General features: G+C 71.3%; 17 protein-coding genes. 10 read left to right on the top strand and 7 right to left on the bottom strand.

Annotated elements, in window-relative coordinates; all coding sequences use genetic code 11:
• Positions 1–28 precede the first annotated feature (28 nt).
• On the bottom strand, positions 29–1,435 hold the full coding sequence (locus tag OO63_RS29020) for a family 2B encapsulin nanocompartment shell protein (RefSeq protein WP_030359883.1): 1,407 nt from the start codon (positions 1,433–1,435) through the stop codon (positions 29–31).
• 369 nt (positions 1,436–1,804) lie between these two features.
• On the opposite strand from OO63_RS29020, the gene OO63_RS29025 reads away from it, so the two are divergent.
• The 3 genes from OO63_RS29025 (at position 1,805) to OO63_RS29035 (ending at position 3,805) form a co-directional block, all read left to right on the top strand.
• On the top strand, positions 1,805–2,038 hold the full coding sequence (locus tag OO63_RS29025; RefSeq protein ID WP_030359882.1) for a hypothetical protein: 234 nt from the start codon (positions 1,805–1,807) through the stop codon (positions 2,036–2,038).
• Positions 2,039–2,183: 145 nt separating this feature from the next.
• A complete protein-coding gene (locus OO63_RS29030; RefSeq protein WP_030359881.1) occupies positions 2,184–2,774 on the top strand; it encodes an N-acetylmuramoyl-L-alanine amidase in 591 nt (196 codons plus the stop codon).
• 119 nt (positions 2,775–2,893) lie between these two features.
• On the top strand, positions 2,894–3,805 hold the full coding sequence (locus tag OO63_RS29035; protein WP_030359880.1) for a 1-aminocyclopropane-1-carboxylate deaminase/D-cysteine desulfhydrase: 912 nt from the start codon (positions 2,894–2,896) through the stop codon (positions 3,803–3,805).
• 51 nt (positions 3,806–3,856) lie between these two features.
• Here the strand turns inward: OO63_RS29035 and OO63_RS29040 are convergent, their stop codons facing one another.
• Entirely contained in the window at positions 3,857–5,455 is a 1,599-nt protein-coding gene (locus tag OO63_RS29040; RefSeq protein ID WP_030359879.1) for a Na+/H+ antiporter, read from the bottom strand.
• A 46-nt stretch (positions 5,456–5,501) separates the two neighbouring features.
• On the opposite strand from OO63_RS29040, the gene OO63_RS29045 reads away from it, so the two are divergent.
• The 3 genes from OO63_RS29045 to OO63_RS29055 all read left to right on the top strand — a co-directional run bounded on the left by OO63_RS29045 (position 5,502) and on the right by OO63_RS29055 (position 7,583).
• Entirely contained in the window at positions 5,502–5,762 is a 261-nt protein-coding gene (locus OO63_RS29045) for a UBP-type zinc finger domain-containing protein (RefSeq protein ID WP_030359878.1), read from the top strand.
• Positions 5,763–6,006: 244 nt separating this feature from the next.
• A complete protein-coding gene (locus OO63_RS29050) occupies positions 6,007–6,420 on the top strand; it encodes an ATP-binding protein (RefSeq protein ID WP_030359877.1) in 414 nt (137 codons plus the stop codon).
• A complete protein-coding gene (locus tag OO63_RS29055) occupies positions 6,417–7,583 on the top strand; it encodes an RNA polymerase sigma factor SigF (protein WP_078619425.1) in 1,167 nt (388 codons plus the stop codon). Before OO63_RS29050 ends, OO63_RS29055 begins: the two co-directional genes overlap by 4 nt.
• Positions 7,584–7,729: 146 nt before the next feature.
• On the opposite strand, the gene OO63_RS29060 is transcribed toward OO63_RS29055, so the two are convergent.
• Positions 7,730–8,188, bottom strand: a complete 459-nt coding sequence (locus OO63_RS29060) for a hypothetical protein (RefSeq protein WP_030359875.1) — start codon at positions 8,186–8,188, stop codon at positions 7,730–7,732.
• Positions 8,189–8,290: 102 nt separating this feature from the next.
• On the opposite strand from OO63_RS29060, the gene OO63_RS29065 reads away from it, so the two are divergent.
• Positions 8,291–9,259, top strand: coding sequence for a diacylglycerol/lipid kinase family protein (locus OO63_RS29065; RefSeq protein ID WP_030359874.1), 969 nt, complete (start codon positions 8,291–8,293; stop codon positions 9,257–9,259).
• Between the two features lie 319 nt (positions 9,260–9,578).
• On the top strand, positions 9,579–9,836 hold the full coding sequence (locus OO63_RS29070; RefSeq protein WP_016639615.1) for a WhiB family transcriptional regulator: 258 nt from the start codon (positions 9,579–9,581) through the stop codon (positions 9,834–9,836).
• A gap of 220 nt (positions 9,837–10,056) precedes the next feature.
• Here the strand turns inward: OO63_RS29070 and OO63_RS29075 are convergent, their stop codons facing one another.
• A complete protein-coding gene (locus tag OO63_RS29075) occupies positions 10,057–11,523 on the bottom strand; it encodes a sensor histidine kinase (protein ID WP_031192731.1) in 1,467 nt (488 codons plus the stop codon).
• Positions 11,524–11,938: 415 nt separating this feature from the next.
• Entirely contained in the window at positions 11,939–12,535 is a 597-nt protein-coding gene (locus OO63_RS29080; RefSeq protein WP_030359872.1) for a TetR/AcrR family transcriptional regulator, read from the bottom strand.
• A 95-nt stretch (positions 12,536–12,630) separates the two neighbouring features.
• On the opposite strand from OO63_RS29080, the gene OO63_RS29085 reads away from it, so the two are divergent.
• Positions 12,631–13,467: an SDR family oxidoreductase gene (locus OO63_RS29085; RefSeq protein ID WP_078619426.1), complete on the top strand. Its 837-nt coding sequence runs from the start codon at positions 12,631–12,633 to the stop codon at positions 13,465–13,467.
• Positions 13,468–13,564: 97 nt separating this feature from the next.
• Here OO63_RS29085 and OO63_RS29090 read toward each other — a convergent pair whose 3' ends face one another.
• The gene (locus OO63_RS29090; RefSeq protein ID WP_030359870.1) at positions 13,565–14,635 is read right to left on the bottom strand and encodes an SIS domain-containing protein; all 1,071 of its coding nucleotides are present in this window, start codon (positions 14,633–14,635) and stop codon (positions 13,565–13,567) included.
• Positions 14,636–15,197: 562 nt separating this feature from the next.
• Here OO63_RS29090 and nagB point away from each other — a divergent pair.
• Positions 15,198–15,983 carry a glucosamine-6-phosphate deaminase gene (gene nagB, locus OO63_RS29095; RefSeq protein ID WP_030359869.1) on the top strand — a complete coding sequence of 262 codons (786 nt, stop codon included), beginning with the start codon at positions 15,198–15,200 and terminating at the stop codon, positions 15,981–15,983.
• Between the two features lie 122 nt (positions 15,984–16,105).
• On the opposite strand, the gene OO63_RS29100 is transcribed toward nagB, so the two are convergent.
• Positions 16,106–17,608: a glycoside hydrolase family 3 protein gene (locus OO63_RS29100; protein ID WP_030359868.1), complete on the bottom strand. Its 1,503-nt coding sequence runs from the start codon at positions 17,606–17,608 to the stop codon at positions 16,106–16,108.
• Positions 17,609–17,612 lie beyond the last annotated feature (4 nt).

Genomic DNA, 17,612 nt, shown 5'->3' on the forward strand with positions numbered 1-17,612 from the left:
CCGCCGCCCGTCCCGGCAGGACGTCGACTCACCTCCACCGGCCGATCTCGACGTTCTCCAGGATGCCGAGGGCGTCCGGCACCAGGACGGCCGCGGAGTAGTACGTCGACACCAGGTAGGAGATGATCGCCTGGTCGCTGATGCCCATGAAGCGCACGGACAGGCTCGGCTCGATCTCGTCCGGGATGCCCGCCTGGTGCAGTCCGACGACGCCCTGCTCGTCCTCGCCCGTACGCATGCAGATGATCGAGGACGTGCGCTCCTCGGTCACCGGGATCTTGTTGCACGGGAAGATCGGCACGCCGCGCCAGGTCGGGATGCGGTGACCGGACACGTCGATGGTCTCCGGGACGAGCCCGCGCTTGTTGCACTCGCGGCCGAACGCGGCGATCGCGCGCGGGTGGGCGAGGAACAGCTTCGATCCGCGCCTGCGGGTGAGCAGTTCGTCCATGTCGTCCGGGCTCGGCACGCCGTCGTGCGGCTGCAGGCGCTGGTCGTACTCGCAGTTGTTGAGCAGTCCGAACTCGCGGTTGTTGATGAGCTCGTGCTCCTGGCGCTCCTTCAGGGCCTCTACGGTGAGCCGCAGTTGCTGCTCGGTCTGGTTCATCGGCTGGTTGTAGAGGTCGGCCACGCGCGTGTGGATGCGCAGCACGGTCTGGGCGACGCTCAGTTCGTACTCGCGCGGTCGCGATTCGTAGTCCACGTAGGTGCCGGGCAGGACCGCTTCGCCGACGTGGCCCGCGGAGAGGTCGATGGGGGCCTCTCCGTAGTTGTTGGTGCGCTGCTCCGGGATGGCCCGCATCCGCTCGAGGTGGGCGCGCAGGGACTCGGAGCGCTCCGCCACCTGTTCCAGGTCCTGGCGCGGGAGCGTGAGGACCGTGCAGGCCGTCACCGCGCGGACCGTGTACTCCCAGATGGTCTCCGGGTCGATGAGGGCCTGCTCGCCGAAGTACGCGCCGTCGGCGAGCGTGCCGAGCACCGTGTCGTCTCCGTAGGGGCCCGTGCCGACCTTCTCGACGCGGCCGTGGGCGAGCAGGAACACCTCGTCCGCCTGGCTGCCGAACGACGTGAGCACCCCGCCGGCCTCGAACTCGCGCTGCTGGCAGCGGCGCGCCAGCTCGCCGAGCACCTCCTGGTCCTCGAAGTCCCGAAGGACCGGCAGTTCGCCGAGCTCGGCGGGGATCACCTCGACGCGGTCTCCCGTCTTGACGAACGTGACCCGGCCGTCCCCGACCGAGTAGCTCGTCCTGCGGTTGACTCGGTACGTACCGCCTTGCACCTGCACCCAGGGCAGCATCCGCAGCAGCCAGCGGGAGCTGATCTCCTGCATCTGCGGCGCGGACTTGGTGGTGGTGGCCAGATTCCGCGCGGCGGATGTGCCGAGACTCTGCTGCGGCTGGTCCTGCTCCGTACGGATCTCTTCGCCTACCGACATGGACAATGCCCTCCCAATCATGCGCTGACCTGGCTCGCAACCCTTCCAGCACGGTGAGTACGCGCGCCATTACACAAATGAGCGGGAATGGATCGAGGCGGACGGGGCACGTTGCCGCCAACCAGGCCCGATCCCTCGTACGTCCGTCCAGGGCCCCCGACGACGGCGCTCCACGCGCGCCCGGAAGCGGAATATCAGCCGCCGAGCCGAATGATTCCGGCCAACCCCTGAGGTGCGGGCCGACCGGCTGACGCGGGCGCCCACCGGGTACGGCGACGCGGCGAGGGGGAACTCCAAGATCTGTGCGTTCGTTCACAAGGGCGAGCGCAGCGTACGCACCATCAGCACCGAACCATCGGGAGAAGCGACATGGCAGGCTTCCTGGACCGCGCCAGAGAACAGGTGCAGCAGGGTCTCAACCAGGGCAAGCAGAAGCTGGACGACGTGCAGGCACAGCGGGCGGGCAACGACCTGCTCAAGCAGCTCGGCGCGGCGTACTACGCGGAGCGGCGCGGCAGCGGCACTCCGGACGCCACCCAGCAGGCACTCTCCGCCCTGGAGGCACACATCGCGACGCACGGCGACGGCTTCCTGCGCGCCTGACCGACCGGGGCCGACCAGCCCTCCGGCTGACCGGATCGACTCGCACGGTGCCCGAACAGATGGTTCGGGCACCGGCGGTTCCGGTACAAGCTGCGTACGAGGCGGTTCGCGACCGGCGACCGTCGCGCCCGCAAAGGAGGCGGTCATGGCCCCACCCATGTCCGCGAACAGATTCCTGGACCTGCTGAAGGACGAAGGCGTCACGGTCGTCGAAGTCGGCAACTGGCGCGAGCACAACCGCAATCATGTGGGCCCCTGGGGCCCGGTGCACGGCGTGATGATCCATCACACGGTCACCTCCGGCTCCGAGCGGACCGTGGAAATCTGCCGCGACGGCTACGCGGGCCTGCCCGGCCCGCTCTGCCACGGCGTCATCACCAAGGACGGCCGCGTCCACCTCGTCGGCTACGGCCGCTCCAACCACGCCGGGCTCGGCGACGACGACGTCCTGCGCGCCGTCATCGCGGAGAAGCGCCTCCCGCCGGACAACGAGGCCAACACCGACGGCAACCGCCACTTCTACGGCTTCGAGTGCGAGAACCTCGGCGACGGCGAGGACCCCTGGACCGATGAGCAGCTGGACGCCATCGAGAGAGTCTCGGCCGCCGTCTGCCGTCACCACGGCTGGACCGAGCGCTCCGTCATCGGTCACCTGGAGTGGCAGCCCGGCAAGATCGACCCCAAGGGGTTCACGATGGACTCGATGCGGGAGCGGATCGGAGAGCGACTGAAGTAGCCCACGAGGCCCCGGCCAGACACGCCTCCCTGTCCGCGCCTCCGCTCCCCCAACCCCCCACCTTCGCTCCGCCACGCTCCACCAGCCCCGGCCCGCCCACCACGAGGGAGAATGGCGGGGTGTCCCCCACCCCGCCCGCCTCCGCCCTGCGGCCCCGGCTCCCCACCCCGCTCCAGCAGGTCACGGACCCGCGTTTCGAGGCCCGCGGCGTCCGCCTGCTCCTCAAGCGCGACGACCGAATACACCCGGACCTGCCCGGCAACAAGTACCGCAAGCTCGTCCTCAACCTGGAGCGGGCGCGCGCGGCGGGCCACGGAACGCTGCTCACCTTCGGCGGCGCCTACTCCAACCACCTGCGGGCCACCGCCGCCGCGGGCCGCCTGCTGGGCTTCGCCACCGTCGGCGTAGTACGCGGCGACGAACTGGCCGACCGCCCCTTGAACGCGTCCCTCGCCCAGTGCGCGGCGGACGGCATGCGGCTGCACTTCGTCGACAGGTCGGCGTACCGGCAGAAGGCGGATCCCGCGGTCCTGGCCGCGCTCCGGCGGCGGACGGCCACCGAGGACGCGTACGTCATCCCCGAGGGCGGCAGCAACGCCCTCGCCGTCCAGGGCTGCACGCCCCTCGGCGCGGAGCTGCGCGGCCACACCGACGTCGCGGCCGTCGCCTGCGGCACCGGCGGGACCCTCGCGGGCCTGGCCGCGGGTCTCGCCCCCGGCCAGCGCGCGCTCGGCATACCCGTCCTCAAGGGCGGCTTCCTGGGCCCCGAGATAGCGGGCCTCCAGCGCTCCGCCTTCGGCGCCCCCGGCACCAACTGGACCCTCGACGACCGCTTCCACTGCGGCGGCTACGCCCGTACCACCGACGAACTCACCGCCTTCGCCGACGACTTCGAGCAGCGCCACGGCCTCCCTGTGGAGCGTGTGTACGTGGCCAAGCTCCTGTACGCGCTGACCGCACTCTCCGAAGAGGGCGCTTTCGCTCCGGGGACAACGGTCACGGCGGTCATCACAGGCACGCCGCCCGACTGAACCGCCCGTGGCCCGCTCGGCCCGCACCGGCCTCCCGAAGGGGCCCTGCGCTCACTCCTCGATCTCCCGGTGGGCCGCCGCCTCCTCCAGGTCCAGCTTCCGCAGCAGGGTCCGCATCAGTTCGTCGTCGATGCGCCGCTCGTCCCGCAACCGTACGAACACCTCGCGCTCCGCGGCGATCGCCTCGCGCGCGAGCCTGCGGTAGGTGTCGTCCGCGGACTCCCCCGTGACGGGGTTGGACTGGCCGAGCCGCTCCCAGACCGAGTTGCGGCGCCGCTCGAGAACGGTGCGCAGACGGTCCTCAAGGGGCCCTGGCAGCTGGTTGCGCTCGTCCTCCATCAGCTCCCTCAGCCGGGCCTCCGCGGCCTGCGAGGCGGCGTTCTGGGCCTGCGCCTCGGCCAGTGTCTGCGCCTGCGCGTCCCGCCCTGGCACCTTCAGGACCCGGATCAGCCACGGCAGCGAGAGCCCCTGGACCACCAGCGTCCCGATGACCGTCGTGAAGGTCAGGAAGAGCACGAGGTTGCGGCCGGGGAAGGGCTCGTCGTCGTCCGTCATCAACGGGATGGAGAAGGCGATCGCCAGGGACACCACGCCCCGCATCCCGGCCCAGCTGACGATCAGCGGCCGCCGCCAGTCCATGTCGCCCTCGCGCTCACGGATCCGCGCCGACAGCGCGCGCGGCAGATACGTCGCCGGATACGACCACACGAAGCGCACCACCACGACGCACACGAACACCGCGACGGCGTACCAGATCGCCTGTCCGACGCTGTACTCACCGAGCTCCCCGAGCACCACGGGCAGCTGCAGCCCGATGAGCGCGAAGACCGCCGACTCCAGGAGGAAGCCCACGACCTTCCAGACCGCGGCCTCCTGGAGTCGCGTCTCGAAGTCGACCTGCCAGGAACGGTGCCCCAAGTAGAGGGCCACCACGACCACGGCGAGCACTCCGGAGGCGTGGAACTGCTCCGCGGCGGCGTACGCGACGAAGGGGATGAGCAGCGACAGCGTGTTCTGCAGCAGCGATTCCTTCAGGTGGGTGCGCAACCAGTGGATGGGCACCATCAGGATCAGCCCCACGCCGATCCCGCCGACCGCGGCGACCAGGAACTCCTGGATGCCGCCGCCCCAGCTCGCGCCCTCGCCGACGGCCGCCGCGAGCGCCACCTTGTAGGCGGTGATCGCGGTGGCGTCGTTCACCAGGGACTCGCCCTGGAGGATCGTCGTGATGCGCGAGGGCAGTCCCACACGGCGCGCGATGGCCGTGGCCGCCACGGCGTCCGGGGGTGCGATCACCGCCCCCAGGACGAGCGCGGCGGTCAGCGGGAGATCGGGGATCAGCAGATAGGCGAGCCAGCCGACGGCCAGCGTCGCGAACAGAACGTAACCAACGGAGAGGAGCGCGACGGGCCGCACATTGGCCCGCAGGTCCAGATACGAGCTCTCCAGGGCGGCCGTGTGCAGCAGCGGCGGCAGGATCAGCGGCAGCACCACATGCGGGTCGAGGTGGTACTCCGGCACTCCGGGGACGTACGCCGCGATCAGGCCCACGCCCACCAGGAGCAGCGGTGCGGGGACCGGCGTGCGGCGCGCGGCGCCCGCGACAGCGGCGCTCGCGGCGATCAGCGCCACCAGGGGCAGTACGTCCATCGGCAAGGCCCTTCGCCGTCCGGTCTCCCGTCGTAACCTGGCCATCATGAACGAGTGCTCGCACGTCAGCGCACTGCCCCACCCCGAACCAACGCCTCTGAGCGAAACGTGTCTGGAATGCCTCGCGGCCGGCAGCCACCCCGTGCAGCTGCGGCTGTGCCTGGACTGCGGGCACGTGGGCTGCTGCGACTCGTCGCCCTTCCAGCACGCGACGGCGCACTTCAAGGAGACCGGCCATCCGGTGATGCGGACCTTCGAGCCGGGCGAGAACTGGCGTTGGTGCTTTGTCGACGGTTCGATCGTCTGAGGCCTGGGTACGTCAACCCGACGCTCGTTCTTTCCAATTGGGTCCGCGAAACCCCTAGCCACTGTCCGTACCCGTAGGCTTACTATGAGTGACAGCAACGGGGTGGGGCCCCGGGACACGGAACTGAGCAGCGCGGTAGCGTCACCGCTGAAAAACGTGGTGCGTCACCCGTGTGACGCAGTCCGGACCGCCGCGGCGCGACGGCCGGAGCCCCGAAAGTGCTTGTACCACCTTGGAGGTGAGGGTGTCCCAGATCGCAGGCGAGCCCGGGAATCAGGACTTCGTGGAGGTCCGCCTTCCGGCTGCGGGTGCCTACCTGTCGGTGCTGCGTACGGCCACGGCCGGCCTCGCAGCACGCTTGGACTTCACCCTGGACGAGATCGAGGACCTCCGCATCGCTGTCGACGAGGCGTGCGCGATCCTGCTCCAGCAGGCCGTGCCCGGTTCCGTGCTCAGCTGCGTCTTCCGGCTCGTCGACGACTCCCTGGAGGTGACCGTCTCGGCGCCCACCACGGACGGCCGCGCCCCGGAGCGCGACACCTTCGCATGGACGGTCCTTTCGGCCCTCGCGGGCAAGGTCAACTCCTCGGTCGCCGACGACAAAACCGTTTCGATCAGCCTCTACAAACAGCGCGGCGCGGGACCCGGGCCGGCGTGAGGAACGGGGACGGGCCGGTGCGGGACGAAGAGCGCGGCACACGTGGCACACACGGTCTGCCCGCCCGCGGCAGGGGCGGCACGCGTCCGGCCTCCGGGCGCGCTCCGGTGGAGCCGGGGCCTGCCCCCGGCGGCATCCCCGAGCAGCAGGCCAGGCCGCACCCACAGGACCCGGAGCAGCAGGGTCAGCGGGCGGTGGCCGGGACGGCCGCCGCCGAAGAGCAGGCAGAGCCGACCGCCGGGGACGGGACCGACGAGCTGTCCGGCCCGGGCGGGCGACAGGACCAAGCAGGCGCCGCACGCAGGGGGTCCCCCCGGGCGTCCAGCACTGGGGGCGAGTCCCCAGAAGGGCGGCGGCGGGTGACGGGCGGGACGATGAGCGAGCACGAGCAGCACAGCCGGCACGATCCACAGGACCGCAGCGGCGCGCGGGCGAAGTTCGTGGAGCTGCGCGCCCTGGAGAACGGCAGCGCGGAGTACGCGGAGCTGCGCAATCAGCTGGTCCGCATGCACCTGCCGCTCGTGGAGCACCTGGCCCGCCGCTTCCGCAACCGCGGCGAACCCCTGGACGACCTGACCCAGGTCGCCACGATCGGCCTCATCAAGTCGGTGGACCGGTTCGACCCGGACCGCGGCGTCGAGTTCTCCACGTACGCCACCCCGACGGTCGTCGGCGAGATCAAGCGCCACTTCCGCGACAAGGGCTGGGCGGTGCGGGTGCCGCGGCGGCTGCAGGAGCTGCGTCTCGCGCTGACGACGGCCACGGCCGAGCTGTCGCAGCTGCACGGCCGCTCCCCGACCGTGCACGAGCTGGCCGAGAAGCTGGCGATCTCCGAGGAGGAGGTCCTGGAGGGCCTGGAGTCGGCGAACGCGTACTCCACGCTGTCCCTGGACGTCCCGGACACGGACGACGAGTCACCGGCCGTGGCGGACACCCTCGGCGCCGAGGACGAGGCCCTGGAGGGCGTCGAGTACCGCGAATCTCTCAAGCCGCTCCTGGAGGACCTGCCGCCGCGCGAGAAGCGCATCCTGCTGCTGCGGTTCTTCGGGAACATGACGCAGTCGCAGATCGCCCAGGAGGTCGGCATCTCCCAGATGCACGTCTCCCGGCTGCTCGCGCGCACCCTCGCGCAGCTGCGCGAGAAGCTCCTCGTCGAGGAGTGACGCAGGAGTGACCGAGGAGCAGGAGTGACCGAGGAGTGAGCGGGCCGCACGGACCGGCACACGGTCGCAGGAACGCCACTGGGGGCGGCAAGGATGACCTTGCCGCCCCCAGTGGCGTTCCTGCGACCGTGTGCCGGTCCGTGCGGCTACTTGCCGCCTTCCTGTACGTTCCCGTTCCCTGCCCCGCCGATGCCGAGCGCCTCGGTGGTGGCGGGATGGATGAGCAGCACCAGCGTCGCGACCGCGACCGCCGCCAGCGCGATACCGCCGGGAATCATCGCGCTGTCCGCCTGGAGCAGCTGCCAGGCCACGGGCAGCGCCATGATCTGCGTGATGATCGCGGGCCCGCGCGCCCAGCTGCGCAGCCGCAGCAGACCGCGCGCGGCGAGCAGCGGAAGGAGTGCGAGGACGATCAGCGTGACGCCGCCCGTCGTCGCCTGGCGCGGGTTGTCGGGGTCGCCCGCGAGCCCCATGACGAGCATGTAGGCACCGCCGACGACGAGGGCCAAGCCCTCCAGCGCGGCGAGTGCCGCGGCGGCCGTGAGGCGCCCGGGGCGGGGGCCCGACGCGGGGGCTTCGGGGGTGGTCTTCGGCTCAGTGCTCACGCATCGAGGGTAGCCCCGAGCGTCCGGGGAGCGGCACGTCGGTGCGGTTCGGGCCAGACCTCGGTCTGGGCCAGGTAAAGACCCCTAGGTAGTCTGCTGCGCATGCGTGCACTTCTCGTGGTCAACCCGGCGGCTACTACCACCAGTGCGCGCACACGTGACGTACTGATCCACGCGCTCGCGAGCGAGATGAAGCTGGAAGCGGTCACTACGGAGTACCGCGGTCACGCCCGGGACCTCGGCCGGCAGGCCGCGGAGAGCAAGGACATCGAGCTGGTCGTGGCCCTCGGTGGCGACGGCACGGTCAACGAGGTCGTCAACGGTCTGCTGCACAACGGCCCCTCTCCGGAGAACCTGCCCCGCCTCGCCGTCGTCCCCGGGGGTTCGACGAATGTCTTCGCGCGCGCCCTGGGCCTGCCGAACGACGCCGTGGAGGCGACCGGCGCCCTCCTGGACGCGCTGCGTGAAGGAAGTGAACGCACAGTGAGCCTCGGCCGGGTCTCCGGGACCCCCGGGACGGATGACGAAGCGGTGCCGTCGCGCTGGTTCACGTTCGCGGCGGGGCTGGGATTCGACGCCGGAGTGGTCGGCCGGGTCGAACAGCACAGGGAGCGCGGCAAGCGCTCGACGCACGCTCTTTACGTGCGCCAGGTGGTACGCCAGTTCCTCGGCGAGGGCGACCGCCGGCACGGTTCGATCACCCTGGAGCAGGCCGGCGAGGAGCCGGTGACGGACCTCGTGATGTCCATAGTCTGCAACACCTCCCCCTGGTCCTACCTGGGCAATCGTCCGTTGTACGCGTCCCCGAAGGCGTCCTTCGAGACGGGCCTGGACGTGCTGGGGCTCAAGCGTCTTTCGACGGCTTCTGTGGCCCGGTACGGCACCCAGCTGCTCCGGTCGACACCCGACCGCGGGCCCCACGGAAAGAACGCCGTCTCGCTGCACGACCTGACGGACTTCACCTTGCATTCGAAGGTGCCCCTCCCCCTCCAGATGGACGGTGACCACCTGGGGCTGCGGACGAGCGTGACGTTCACAGGCGTACGCCGTGCACTGCGTGTGATTGTGTGAGTGGAAGGGCCTAAAGTCCTTTCACTCGAACGTTTAGGCCAGGCTCCACCCCATGGAAGTACGGCTGTGACTCAGTCGACACCGAGGAATCAAAAAAAACTTTCCGGAAGGGGTTGTATCCGCCGCCGAGGTTTGCGAATCTCTACATGGCGATCGGGACGGCCCGCAACATCGGCCTCTACAGGTCGCCAGAACCCCTCCTCTCACCACAAGGTCCACGCCAGGCAACTGGTAGTCGGCCCTTCCCGTGCGGGGGGATTCGTGAAAGCGTTCACATTCACAAGCAATCTTCATGTAAGACCAAGGAGAGGTAGCAGCCATGGACTGGCGTCACAACGCCGTTTGCCGCGAGGAAGACCCCGAGCTGTTCTTCCCCATCGGCAACACCGGTCCTGCGCTGCTGCAGATCGAGGAAGCCAAGGCCGTCTGCCGTCGCTGCCCCGTCATGGAGCAGTGCCTGCAGTGGGCGCTCGAGTCCGGCCAGGACTCCGGCGTCTGGGGTGGCCTCAGCGAGGACGAGCGCCGCGCGATGAAGCGCCGCGCCGCCCGCAACCGGGCGCGCCAGGCCAGCGCCTGACGCCCACGCCCCTTACGAGCCTGAGCTTGGCGGCGCGTGTGCCTGACGGTGTTGATCCGTAGACAGCGCGTACGCAACCCCCGCCCCCGAGCCGCAGCCGCGCAGTACCCCCGATGCGCATCGCAACGTGAGCAGGAAGCCCCGGACCGACATGGTCCGGGGCTTCCTGCTGTGTGCGAGTGTCCCTGCCGTGTGCAAGTGTCCCTGCCGTGTGCGCGTGCTACTTGTCGCCGCGTACCGGAATATCCAGGACGACGCGGGTCCCCCGCTCCGGCGCCTTGACCATGTCGAACGTGCCGCCCAGCTCGCCCTCGACGAGGGTGCGCACGATTTGCAGGCCCAGGTTGCCCGAGCGATGCGGGTCGAAGTCGTCGGGCAGTCCGACGCCGTCGTCCTGGACGGTGATCAGAAGCCGGGCGTCCTTCGCGGTGCCGCCGCGGACCGCGGAGACCTCGACGGTGCCGGTGTCCCCCTGGGTGAAACCGTGCTCCAGGGCGTTCTGCAGGATCTCCGTCAGGACCATCGACAGCGGCGTCGCGACCTCGGCGTCGAGAATGCCGAAGCGGCCGGTGCGCCGACCCGTGACCGTGCCCGGTGAGATCTCCGCGACCATGGCGAGGACACGGTCGGCGATCTCGTCGAACTCCACGCGCTCGTCCAGGTTCTGCGAGAGCGTCTCGTGGACGATGGCGATGGAGCCCACGCGCCGCACCGCCTCCTCCAGGGCCTCGCGGCCGGAGACGGAGTCGATGCGGCGCGCCTGCAGGCGCAGCAGGGCCGCGACCGTCTGGAGGTTGTTCTTCACCCGGTGGTGGATCTCCCGGATGGTGGCGTCCTTGGTGATCAACTCTCGCTCGCGGCGGCGCAGTTCGGTGACGTCCCGCAGCAGGACGAGCGAACCGATCCGCGGCCCCTTGGGCTTGAGCGGGATGGCGCGCAGCTGGATCACGCCGTCGCCGCCCTCGATCTCGAACTCGCGGGGCGCCCAGCCGCTGGCCAGCTTGGTCAAGGCCTCGTCCACCGGGCCCCGGGACGGGGCGAGTTCGGCGGTGGCCTTGCCGAGGTGGTGGCCCACCAGGTCGGCGGCGAGACCGAGGCGGTGGTACGCGGAGAGGGCGTTCGGCGAGGCGTACTGGACGACGCCGTCCGCGTCCAGGCGCACAAGGCCGTCCCCCACGCGCGGGGATGCGTCCATGTCGACCTGTTGCCCCTCGAAGGGAAACGATCCCGCGGCAATCATCTGCGCCAGGTCGGACGCCGACTGGAGGTAGGTGAGCTCCAGGCGCGAAGGGGTGCGCACCGTAAGGAGGTTGGTGTTGCGGGCGATGACTCCGAGGACGCGCCCCTCCCTGCGTACGGGGATGGACTCGACCCGCACCGGCACTTCCTCGCGCCACTCCGGGTCGCCCTCGCGCACGATGCGGCCCTCGTCGAGCGCCGCGTCGAGCAGCGGACGGCGGCCGCGCGGGACGAGGTGGCCGACCATGTCGTCCTGGTAGGACGTCGGTCCGGTGTTGGGGCGCATCTGTGCGACGGAGACATAGCGCGTGCCGTCGCGGGTGGGCACCCACAGCACGAGGTCGGCGAAGGAGAGGTCGGAGAGCAGTTGCCACTCCGAGACCAGCAGATGGAGCCACTCGAGGTCGGAGTCGCCGAGGGCGGTGTGCTGGCGTACGAGGTCGTTCATGGAGGGCACGTGTGCGAGCGTACCTGGCGGTCCGGGCAGGTCCGGGGGTGTTCTGCTCCCGGCGCCGGTCCCCGTCGGGCAGCGGCGCCGGGGCGGGACCCTCAACCCGACCCCAACACCGCGGCCCTTCAGGTGCATCGGCGGCCAGAATGTGCGGTACCGGCCACCGATTGAGGAGTGCCCGGCGCGGTCAGGGCAGAGAGCACCGGCTCCTCGGCCGCTCTTCTGTGCGGGAAGAGCGGAGCTTTACTCCCGCATTGTGGACTAGACCATTCTCCCATGTCTATGCGCGGGACGGGGTTTGTTGTCGGATCTTCCTCCAGAATCGGGGGCAGGTCCGGACCTGGCGGGGAGCCCGCGCCGACGCCTCACCCGACCGCCGCCGGCTCCGGCCTCGACCCCGGCGTCGACCCGCTCAGGCCTCCGGCCAGGCCCGCATCGCCAGGTCGACGACGACCTGGAGGTTTTCCCTGGTGGCGCCGTCGCGGGACTGCTGGGACAGGCCCTGGAACACCGCACCGACGTAGCGGGCGAGGTCCCCGGCGTCGACGCCGGCCGCGATCTCGCCCGCGTCGATGCCCTGCTGGATGCGGGCCGCGAAGGTCGCGACGTTGGCGTTGCGCTGCTCGCGCAGGGTCTGCTCGACCTCCGGCGTGGTGCAGTTGGTCGCGGCGTGGATGACGAGGCAGCCGTGGGGAAGGCCCGGCTCGGTGAAGGAGTCGACGGCCTCGCGCAGGATGCGCTCCATCGCGCCGCGGGCCGTCGGCTCCTCGGCGAGGGCGCGCCCGCCGAAGGCTCCGTACGTGCTCGCGTAGCGCACCAGGACCTCCTCGAAGAGCGTCCGCTTGTCGCCGAAGGCCGCGTACAGGCTCGGGGCGCCGATGCCCATCTCGCGGGTGAGGTCGGCGACGGACGTCGCCTCGTACCCGTGCTCCCAGAACTGTCGCAGGGCCTGCTCCAGCGCCGTCTCACGGTCGAAGGAGCGCGGCCTGCCTCGCTGTTTCGTCGCCATGGGTGAATTTTATAGCGCGCGCTAGAAAAGCGGGTGGCGATCCGCTACGGTTCTTTGTGTAGCGACCGCTAGAGAAAGTTGGGGGGCGCCTGCTCATGGGTGCACTGACGGAGAAGACGACGACCTCGCAGACCGCAGAGGCGGCGGAGAGGCCCGCGGAGGACGGGGCGCGGGTGAAGCGGCTCGCGGGCAAGACAGCCTTGGTCACGGGCGCAAGCCGGGGCATCGGGCGGGGGATCGCCGAGAGGCTGGCCCAGGACGGGGCGCGGGTTGCCGTGCACTACGGCAGCAATGAGGCGGCCGCGAAGGAGACGGTCTCGGCGATCGAGCAGGCGGGCGGCTCCGCCTTCGCGATCGGCGCGGAGCTGGGTGTGCCGGGTGACGCGGCAGCGCTGTGGGCGGCGTTCGACGCACACGCGGACGACCTGGACATCCTGGTGAACAACGCCGGGATCGGCACGTCGCACTCGTTCACGGAAGCGGACGAGGACGAGCACGACCGGCTGTTCGCGGTGAACGTCAAGGCGCCGTTCTTCATCACCCAGCTCGGCGCGGAGCGACTGCGGGACGGCGGGCGCGTCATCAACATCTCGTCCGGCCTCTCCCGCGCCGCCGTGATGCCCCAGATCATGACGTACGCCATGACCAAGGGCGCCCTGGACGTCTTCACTCAGAACTTGTCGAAGGTGCTCGGCGCCCGCGGCATCACGGTCAACTCGGTGGCCCCGGGCATCGTGGACACGGACGTCAACGCCGCCTGGCTGCGCGGCGAGGAGAACAAGCAGGCATGGGCGGGCGCGGCGGCCATGTCGGCCCTCGGCAAGGTCGGGACACCGCAGGACATAGCCGACGCGGTCGCCTTCCTCGCCTCGGAGGACGGGCGCTGGGTGACGGGGCACTGGCTGGACGCGACGGGGGGTTCGCTGACCTGAGGTGCCTCGGCCCGGCGGGGCGGGAGCAGGGCGACACGGGCCGGGGGGACGACTGGCCGGGGCGCCCCCTCACCTCGTCCCCCTCACCTCGCCTACCTCACCTCGTCTCCGTCACCTTGGCGAGAGCCCTGGGCGCGTCCGGGTCCTGGCCGCGGGCGATCGTCACCTCGTAGGCGAGGAGTTGGAGGGGGATGATCTCCAGGATGGGCTGGACCTCCTCGGGGACCCCGTCCGTCGGCAGGGCGAATCCGGCGGAGGCCCGTTCGACGTGGGTCTTGGGCCCGATGACCACGAGGTCGGCGCCGCGTCCGCGGAGCCGGTCGAGGACGGGCTGGAGCGCCTCCCCTCCCCTGCCGTCCGGGACGACGGCGATGACCGGCGAGATGTTGTCGACCATGGCGAGGGGGCCGTGCAGCAGGTCGGCGCCGGAGTAGGCCAGGGCGGGGATGTAGCTGGTCTCCATCAGCTTCAGGGCGGCTTCCTTGGCGGTGGGATAGCCGTAGCCGCGAGAGGTGATCACCATGCGCTCGGCGAAGCGGTAGCGGGCGGCGAGCGTCCGGATCTCCGGCTGCCGGGCCAGGAGGTCGGCGGCGAGGTCGGGCAGCGGACCCGCGGCAGCGCCGTCGCCGTCGCGCAGGCCCTCGATCAAGAGGTAGAGGGCGAGCAGGGACGCCGTATAGGTCTTCGTGGCCGGGAGGGCCTTCTCCGGGCCCGCGAGGATGTCGATGTGGTGCTCGGAGACGGCGGCGAGCGGGGAGTCGGGGTTGTTGGTGACCGCGAGGGTGATGGCGCCGGCCTCGCGGGCGGCCTGGGTGGAGGCGACGAGGTCGGGCGAGCCACCGGACTGGCTCACGGTGACGACCAGGACGTCCCGGAGGTCGGGCTTGGCGCCGTAGGCCGTGGTCGTGGACATGGAGGTGAGGCCGCAGGGCAGGCCGAGGCGGACTTCGAGGAGGTACTTGGCGTAGAGGGCGGCGTGGTCGGAGGTGCCGCGGGCGGTGAGGAGGACGAAGCGGGGGCGTTGCGCGGCCACCTGTCGGGCGGTCTCGCGGATCGCCGGGGCGCCGGTGTCGAGAAGCCGCCGCAGGACCTCGGGCTGTTCGGCCATCTCACGGGACATGATGCGGCCGGGCTGCTCGCTGTAAGGGGAGGACGACATCGCAGTCATGCTTCCCACTGTGCTTGCTACTGGCCGGGAGCGCTTGCCCTCCGGGCGGGGAGGGGGACGGGGTTGGGTAGGGGCCACGGTGACTTCCCCCCTCGTCCCTGGGGCCGCCGCTGCGGCGTAGGGGCAGTCGCTGGGGTCCGGGCCGCGCCGCAGTGACGCGGACTCACGGTGGTCCAGCGGCAGCCGCCGTGGCCCTGGGTCAGCCGCCGTGGCACGGGCCGGCCGCAGGAGCACGGGCCGGCCGCAGGAGCGCGAGCGCCAAGGCGGGAGCCCTGCCCCGGGGACCGCCGCGTGGCCCGGGCAGCCGCAGGAAGGAGGACACCGGGCGCAGTACAGGCGACGCAGCACGGCGAGTACAGGTCGGCAGGCGAAGGCCGGGTTCGGGTCGGAGCATGGACATGTGGGGGCGTGCGCGTGTGCGGGCGGGAAAGGGCTGATGTCGTGGGCGCCCGGGGTGTCCGACCCCTGCACCTGGGTGGTGCGGCTCTGCTAGATTGGTCTATACCACACTCTTCCGAGCGCCAGTCCCGCTCCTCCCCTACACCAGATCGGCAGGCCCAGCGTGGAAGTTGTCATCGTCCCGGACGCCAAGGCAGGCGGCGAGCTCATCGCGGAGGCCATGGCCGCCCTCGTGCGCCGCAAGTCCGACGCCCTGCTCGGTGTCGCCACCGGCTCGACCCCGCTGCCCATCTACGAGGCGCTGGCGGCGAAGGTCCGCGCGGGCGAAGTGGACGCGTCGCGGGCCCGGATCTGCCAGCTCGACGAGTACGTGGGGCTGCCGGCGGGGCACCCGGAGTCGTATCGCTCGGTGGTGCTGCGTGAGGTCGTGGCGCCGCTCGGCCTCGACGAGTCGGCCTTCATGGGGCCCGACGGCAGCGCTGCGGACGTGCAGGGCGCGTGTGAGGCGTACGACCGGGCGCTGGCGGAGGCGGGCGGTGTCGACCTGCAGTTGCTGGGGATCGGCACGGACGGGCACATCGGGTTCAACGAGCCCTGCTCGTCGCTGGCCTCGCGGACGCGGATCAAGACGCTGACCGAGCAGACCCGGGTGGACAACGCGCGGTTCTTCGACGGCGACATCGACCAGGTCCCGCACCACGTCATCACGCAGGGCATCGGCACGATCCTGGAGGCCCGGCACCTGGTGCTGCTCGCGACGGGTGAGGGCAAGGCCGACGCCGTGGCGGCGACGGTCGAGGGTCCGGTGGCCTCCGTGGTCCCCGCCTCCGCGCTCCAGTTGCACCCGCACGCGACGGTGATCGTGGACGAGGCGGCCGCGTCCAAGCTGAAGCTGGCGGACTACTTCCGGCACACGTACGCCAACAAGCCGGAGTGGCAGGGGCTTTAATCCTCCGGACGGGTACGCAGACGGCGCCGGGCGCCCCCAGTGGTGGGGGCGCCCGGCGCCGTTCGCGTGCTGCTACCGCCGGATCTCGCCTTGGGCCGGGGACATGGGCCGGGACGAGCGCCTCACGCGCCCGTCAAGGCCTCCGCCGCGGCCTGGCCGCAGACCCGGGCGGCGCCGTACGTGGCGATGTGCAGGGAGCCGGTGGGCTTGGACTGGGGGACGCCCATCTCGACGACGACGGTGTCGGGGCGGGCGGTGAGGAGGTGGTCGACGGCGGCGGACATCCACGGGTGGCGGTGGGCGTCGCGGACGACGGCGACCACGCGTCGGGAGCCCGCCGCCGCGAGGGCCTTCGCGCCCGCGTCGTCGCCGCTGAAGGAGCCGGTCTCGGTGCCGGGCAGACGGCGGGTCAGCTCGGCGGCGACGCCCCAGGGGGTCTCGTCGCCGACGGCGATGTTGGCCAGGGGCGTGAAGGCGGCGACGTAGGGCGCCTCGGTGAGCGTGCCCGCGGAGGACTCGGTGTGGGTGACCGTCAGGGCGCGGCGGGCCGCGCGCAGGCCGATCTCCGGGTCCGCCGCTCCCCCGGCGTCGGCCGCGCGCGAGGCCGAGGCCCAGTCGGCGAGGGCGCGCACCCGGGCGGCGGCGTCGGCGAGCCGCTCCTCGGGGAGTTCGCCCGCGCGCACGGCGGCCACCAGGGCGTCCCGCAGCCGGAGGACCGTCAGCTCGTCGTGCAGGCCGCCGCCCACGCAGATCGCGTCGCAGCCCGCGGCGACGGCGAGGACGGTGCCGCGCTCGATGCCGTAGGTCCCGGAGATGGCGCGCATCTCGATGCCGTCGGTGACGATCAGGCCGTCGAAGCCGAGTTCGCCGCGGAGCAGGTCGGTGAGGATGCGCCGGGACAGCGTGCCCGGCAGCTCCGGGTCGAGGGCGGGGACGCTGATGTGGGCGCTCATCACCGCGCGCGTACCGGCGGCGATGGCCGCGCGGAAGGGGACGAGTTCGCGGGCGTTCAGGACGTCCGCGTCGACGTCGATGTGCGGCACGGCGTGGTGCGAGTCGACCGCGGTGTCCCCGTGGCCGGGGAAGTGCTTGGCGCAGGCGGCGACGCCGGCGGACTGCATGCCCTCGATGTAGGCGCCGGTGTGCCGGGCCACCAGGTCCGGGTCGGAGCCGAAGGAGCGTACGCCGATGACCGGGTTGCCGGGGTCGGAGTTGACGTCGGCGGACGGCGCCCAGTTGAAGGTCACCCCGCACTCGGCGAGGCGGCGGCCGAGCTCCGCGGCGACACCCCGGGTGAGCGCGACGTCGTCCACGGCGCCGAGCGCGTGGTTGCCGGGGAAGGAGGAGCCGGTGCGCACCTCCAGGCGGGTGACGTCGCCGCTCTCCTCGTCGATGGCGACGACGATGTCCTCGCGCTCGGCCCGCAGCTGGGCGGTGAGCGCGGCGACCTGCTCGGGCGTCTGGATGTTGCGGCCGAACAGGCCGACGGAGGCGAGGCCCTCGCCGATGCGGCGCAGCAGCCAGTCGGGGGCGGTGGTGCCGCCGAAGCCGGGCTGGAGCACGGTCAGGGCGTCGCGCGTGAGGGAGTCCTGGGTGCCCGCGGAGGCGGTGTAGGAGGAGGTCATGGTG

The organism is Streptomyces alboflavus (assembly GCF_000716675.1).
Lineage (GTDB): Bacteria > Actinomycetota > Actinomycetes > Streptomycetales > Streptomycetaceae > Streptomyces > Streptomyces alboflavus.

Coding starts and splice junctions, on each gene's coding strand:
- OO63_RS29020 (WP_030359883.1), bottom strand. CDS start 1,435: ATGTCGGTAGGCGAAGAGATCCGTACGGAGCAGGACCAGCCGCAGCAG.
- OO63_RS29025 (WP_030359882.1), top strand. CDS start 1,805: ATGGCAGGCTTCCTGGACCGCGCCAGAGAACAGGTGCAGCAGGGTCTC.
- OO63_RS29030 (WP_030359881.1), top strand. CDS start 2,184: ATGGCCCCACCCATGTCCGCGAACAGATTCCTGGACCTGCTGAAGGAC.
- OO63_RS29040 (WP_030359879.1), bottom strand. CDS start 5,455: ATGGACGTACTGCCCCTGGTGGCGCTGATCGCCGCGAGCGCCGCTGTC.
- OO63_RS29045 (WP_030359878.1), top strand. CDS start 5,502: ATGAACGAGTGCTCGCACGTCAGCGCACTGCCCCACCCCGAACCAACG.
- OO63_RS29065 (WP_030359874.1), top strand. CDS start 8,291: ATGCGTGCACTTCTCGTGGTCAACCCGGCGGCTACTACCACCAGTGCG.
- OO63_RS29070 (WP_016639615.1), top strand. CDS start 9,579: ATGGACTGGCGTCACAACGCCGTTTGCCGCGAGGAAGACCCCGAGCTG.
- OO63_RS29075 (WP_031192731.1), bottom strand. CDS start 11,523: ATGAACGACCTCGTACGCCAGCACACCGCCCTCGGCGACTCCGACCTC.
- OO63_RS29080 (WP_030359872.1), bottom strand. CDS start 12,535: ATGGCGACGAAACAGCGAGGCAGGCCGCGCTCCTTCGACCGTGAGACG.
- OO63_RS29085 (WP_078619426.1), top strand. CDS start 12,631: ATGGGTGCACTGACGGAGAAGACGACGACCTCGCAGACCGCAGAGGCG.
- OO63_RS29090 (WP_030359870.1), bottom strand. CDS start 14,635: ATGACTGCGATGTCGTCCTCCCCTTACAGCGAGCAGCCCGGCCGCATC.
- OO63_RS29100 (WP_030359868.1), bottom strand. CDS start 17,608: ATGACCTCCTCCTACACCGCCTCCGCGGGCACCCAGGACTCCCTCACG.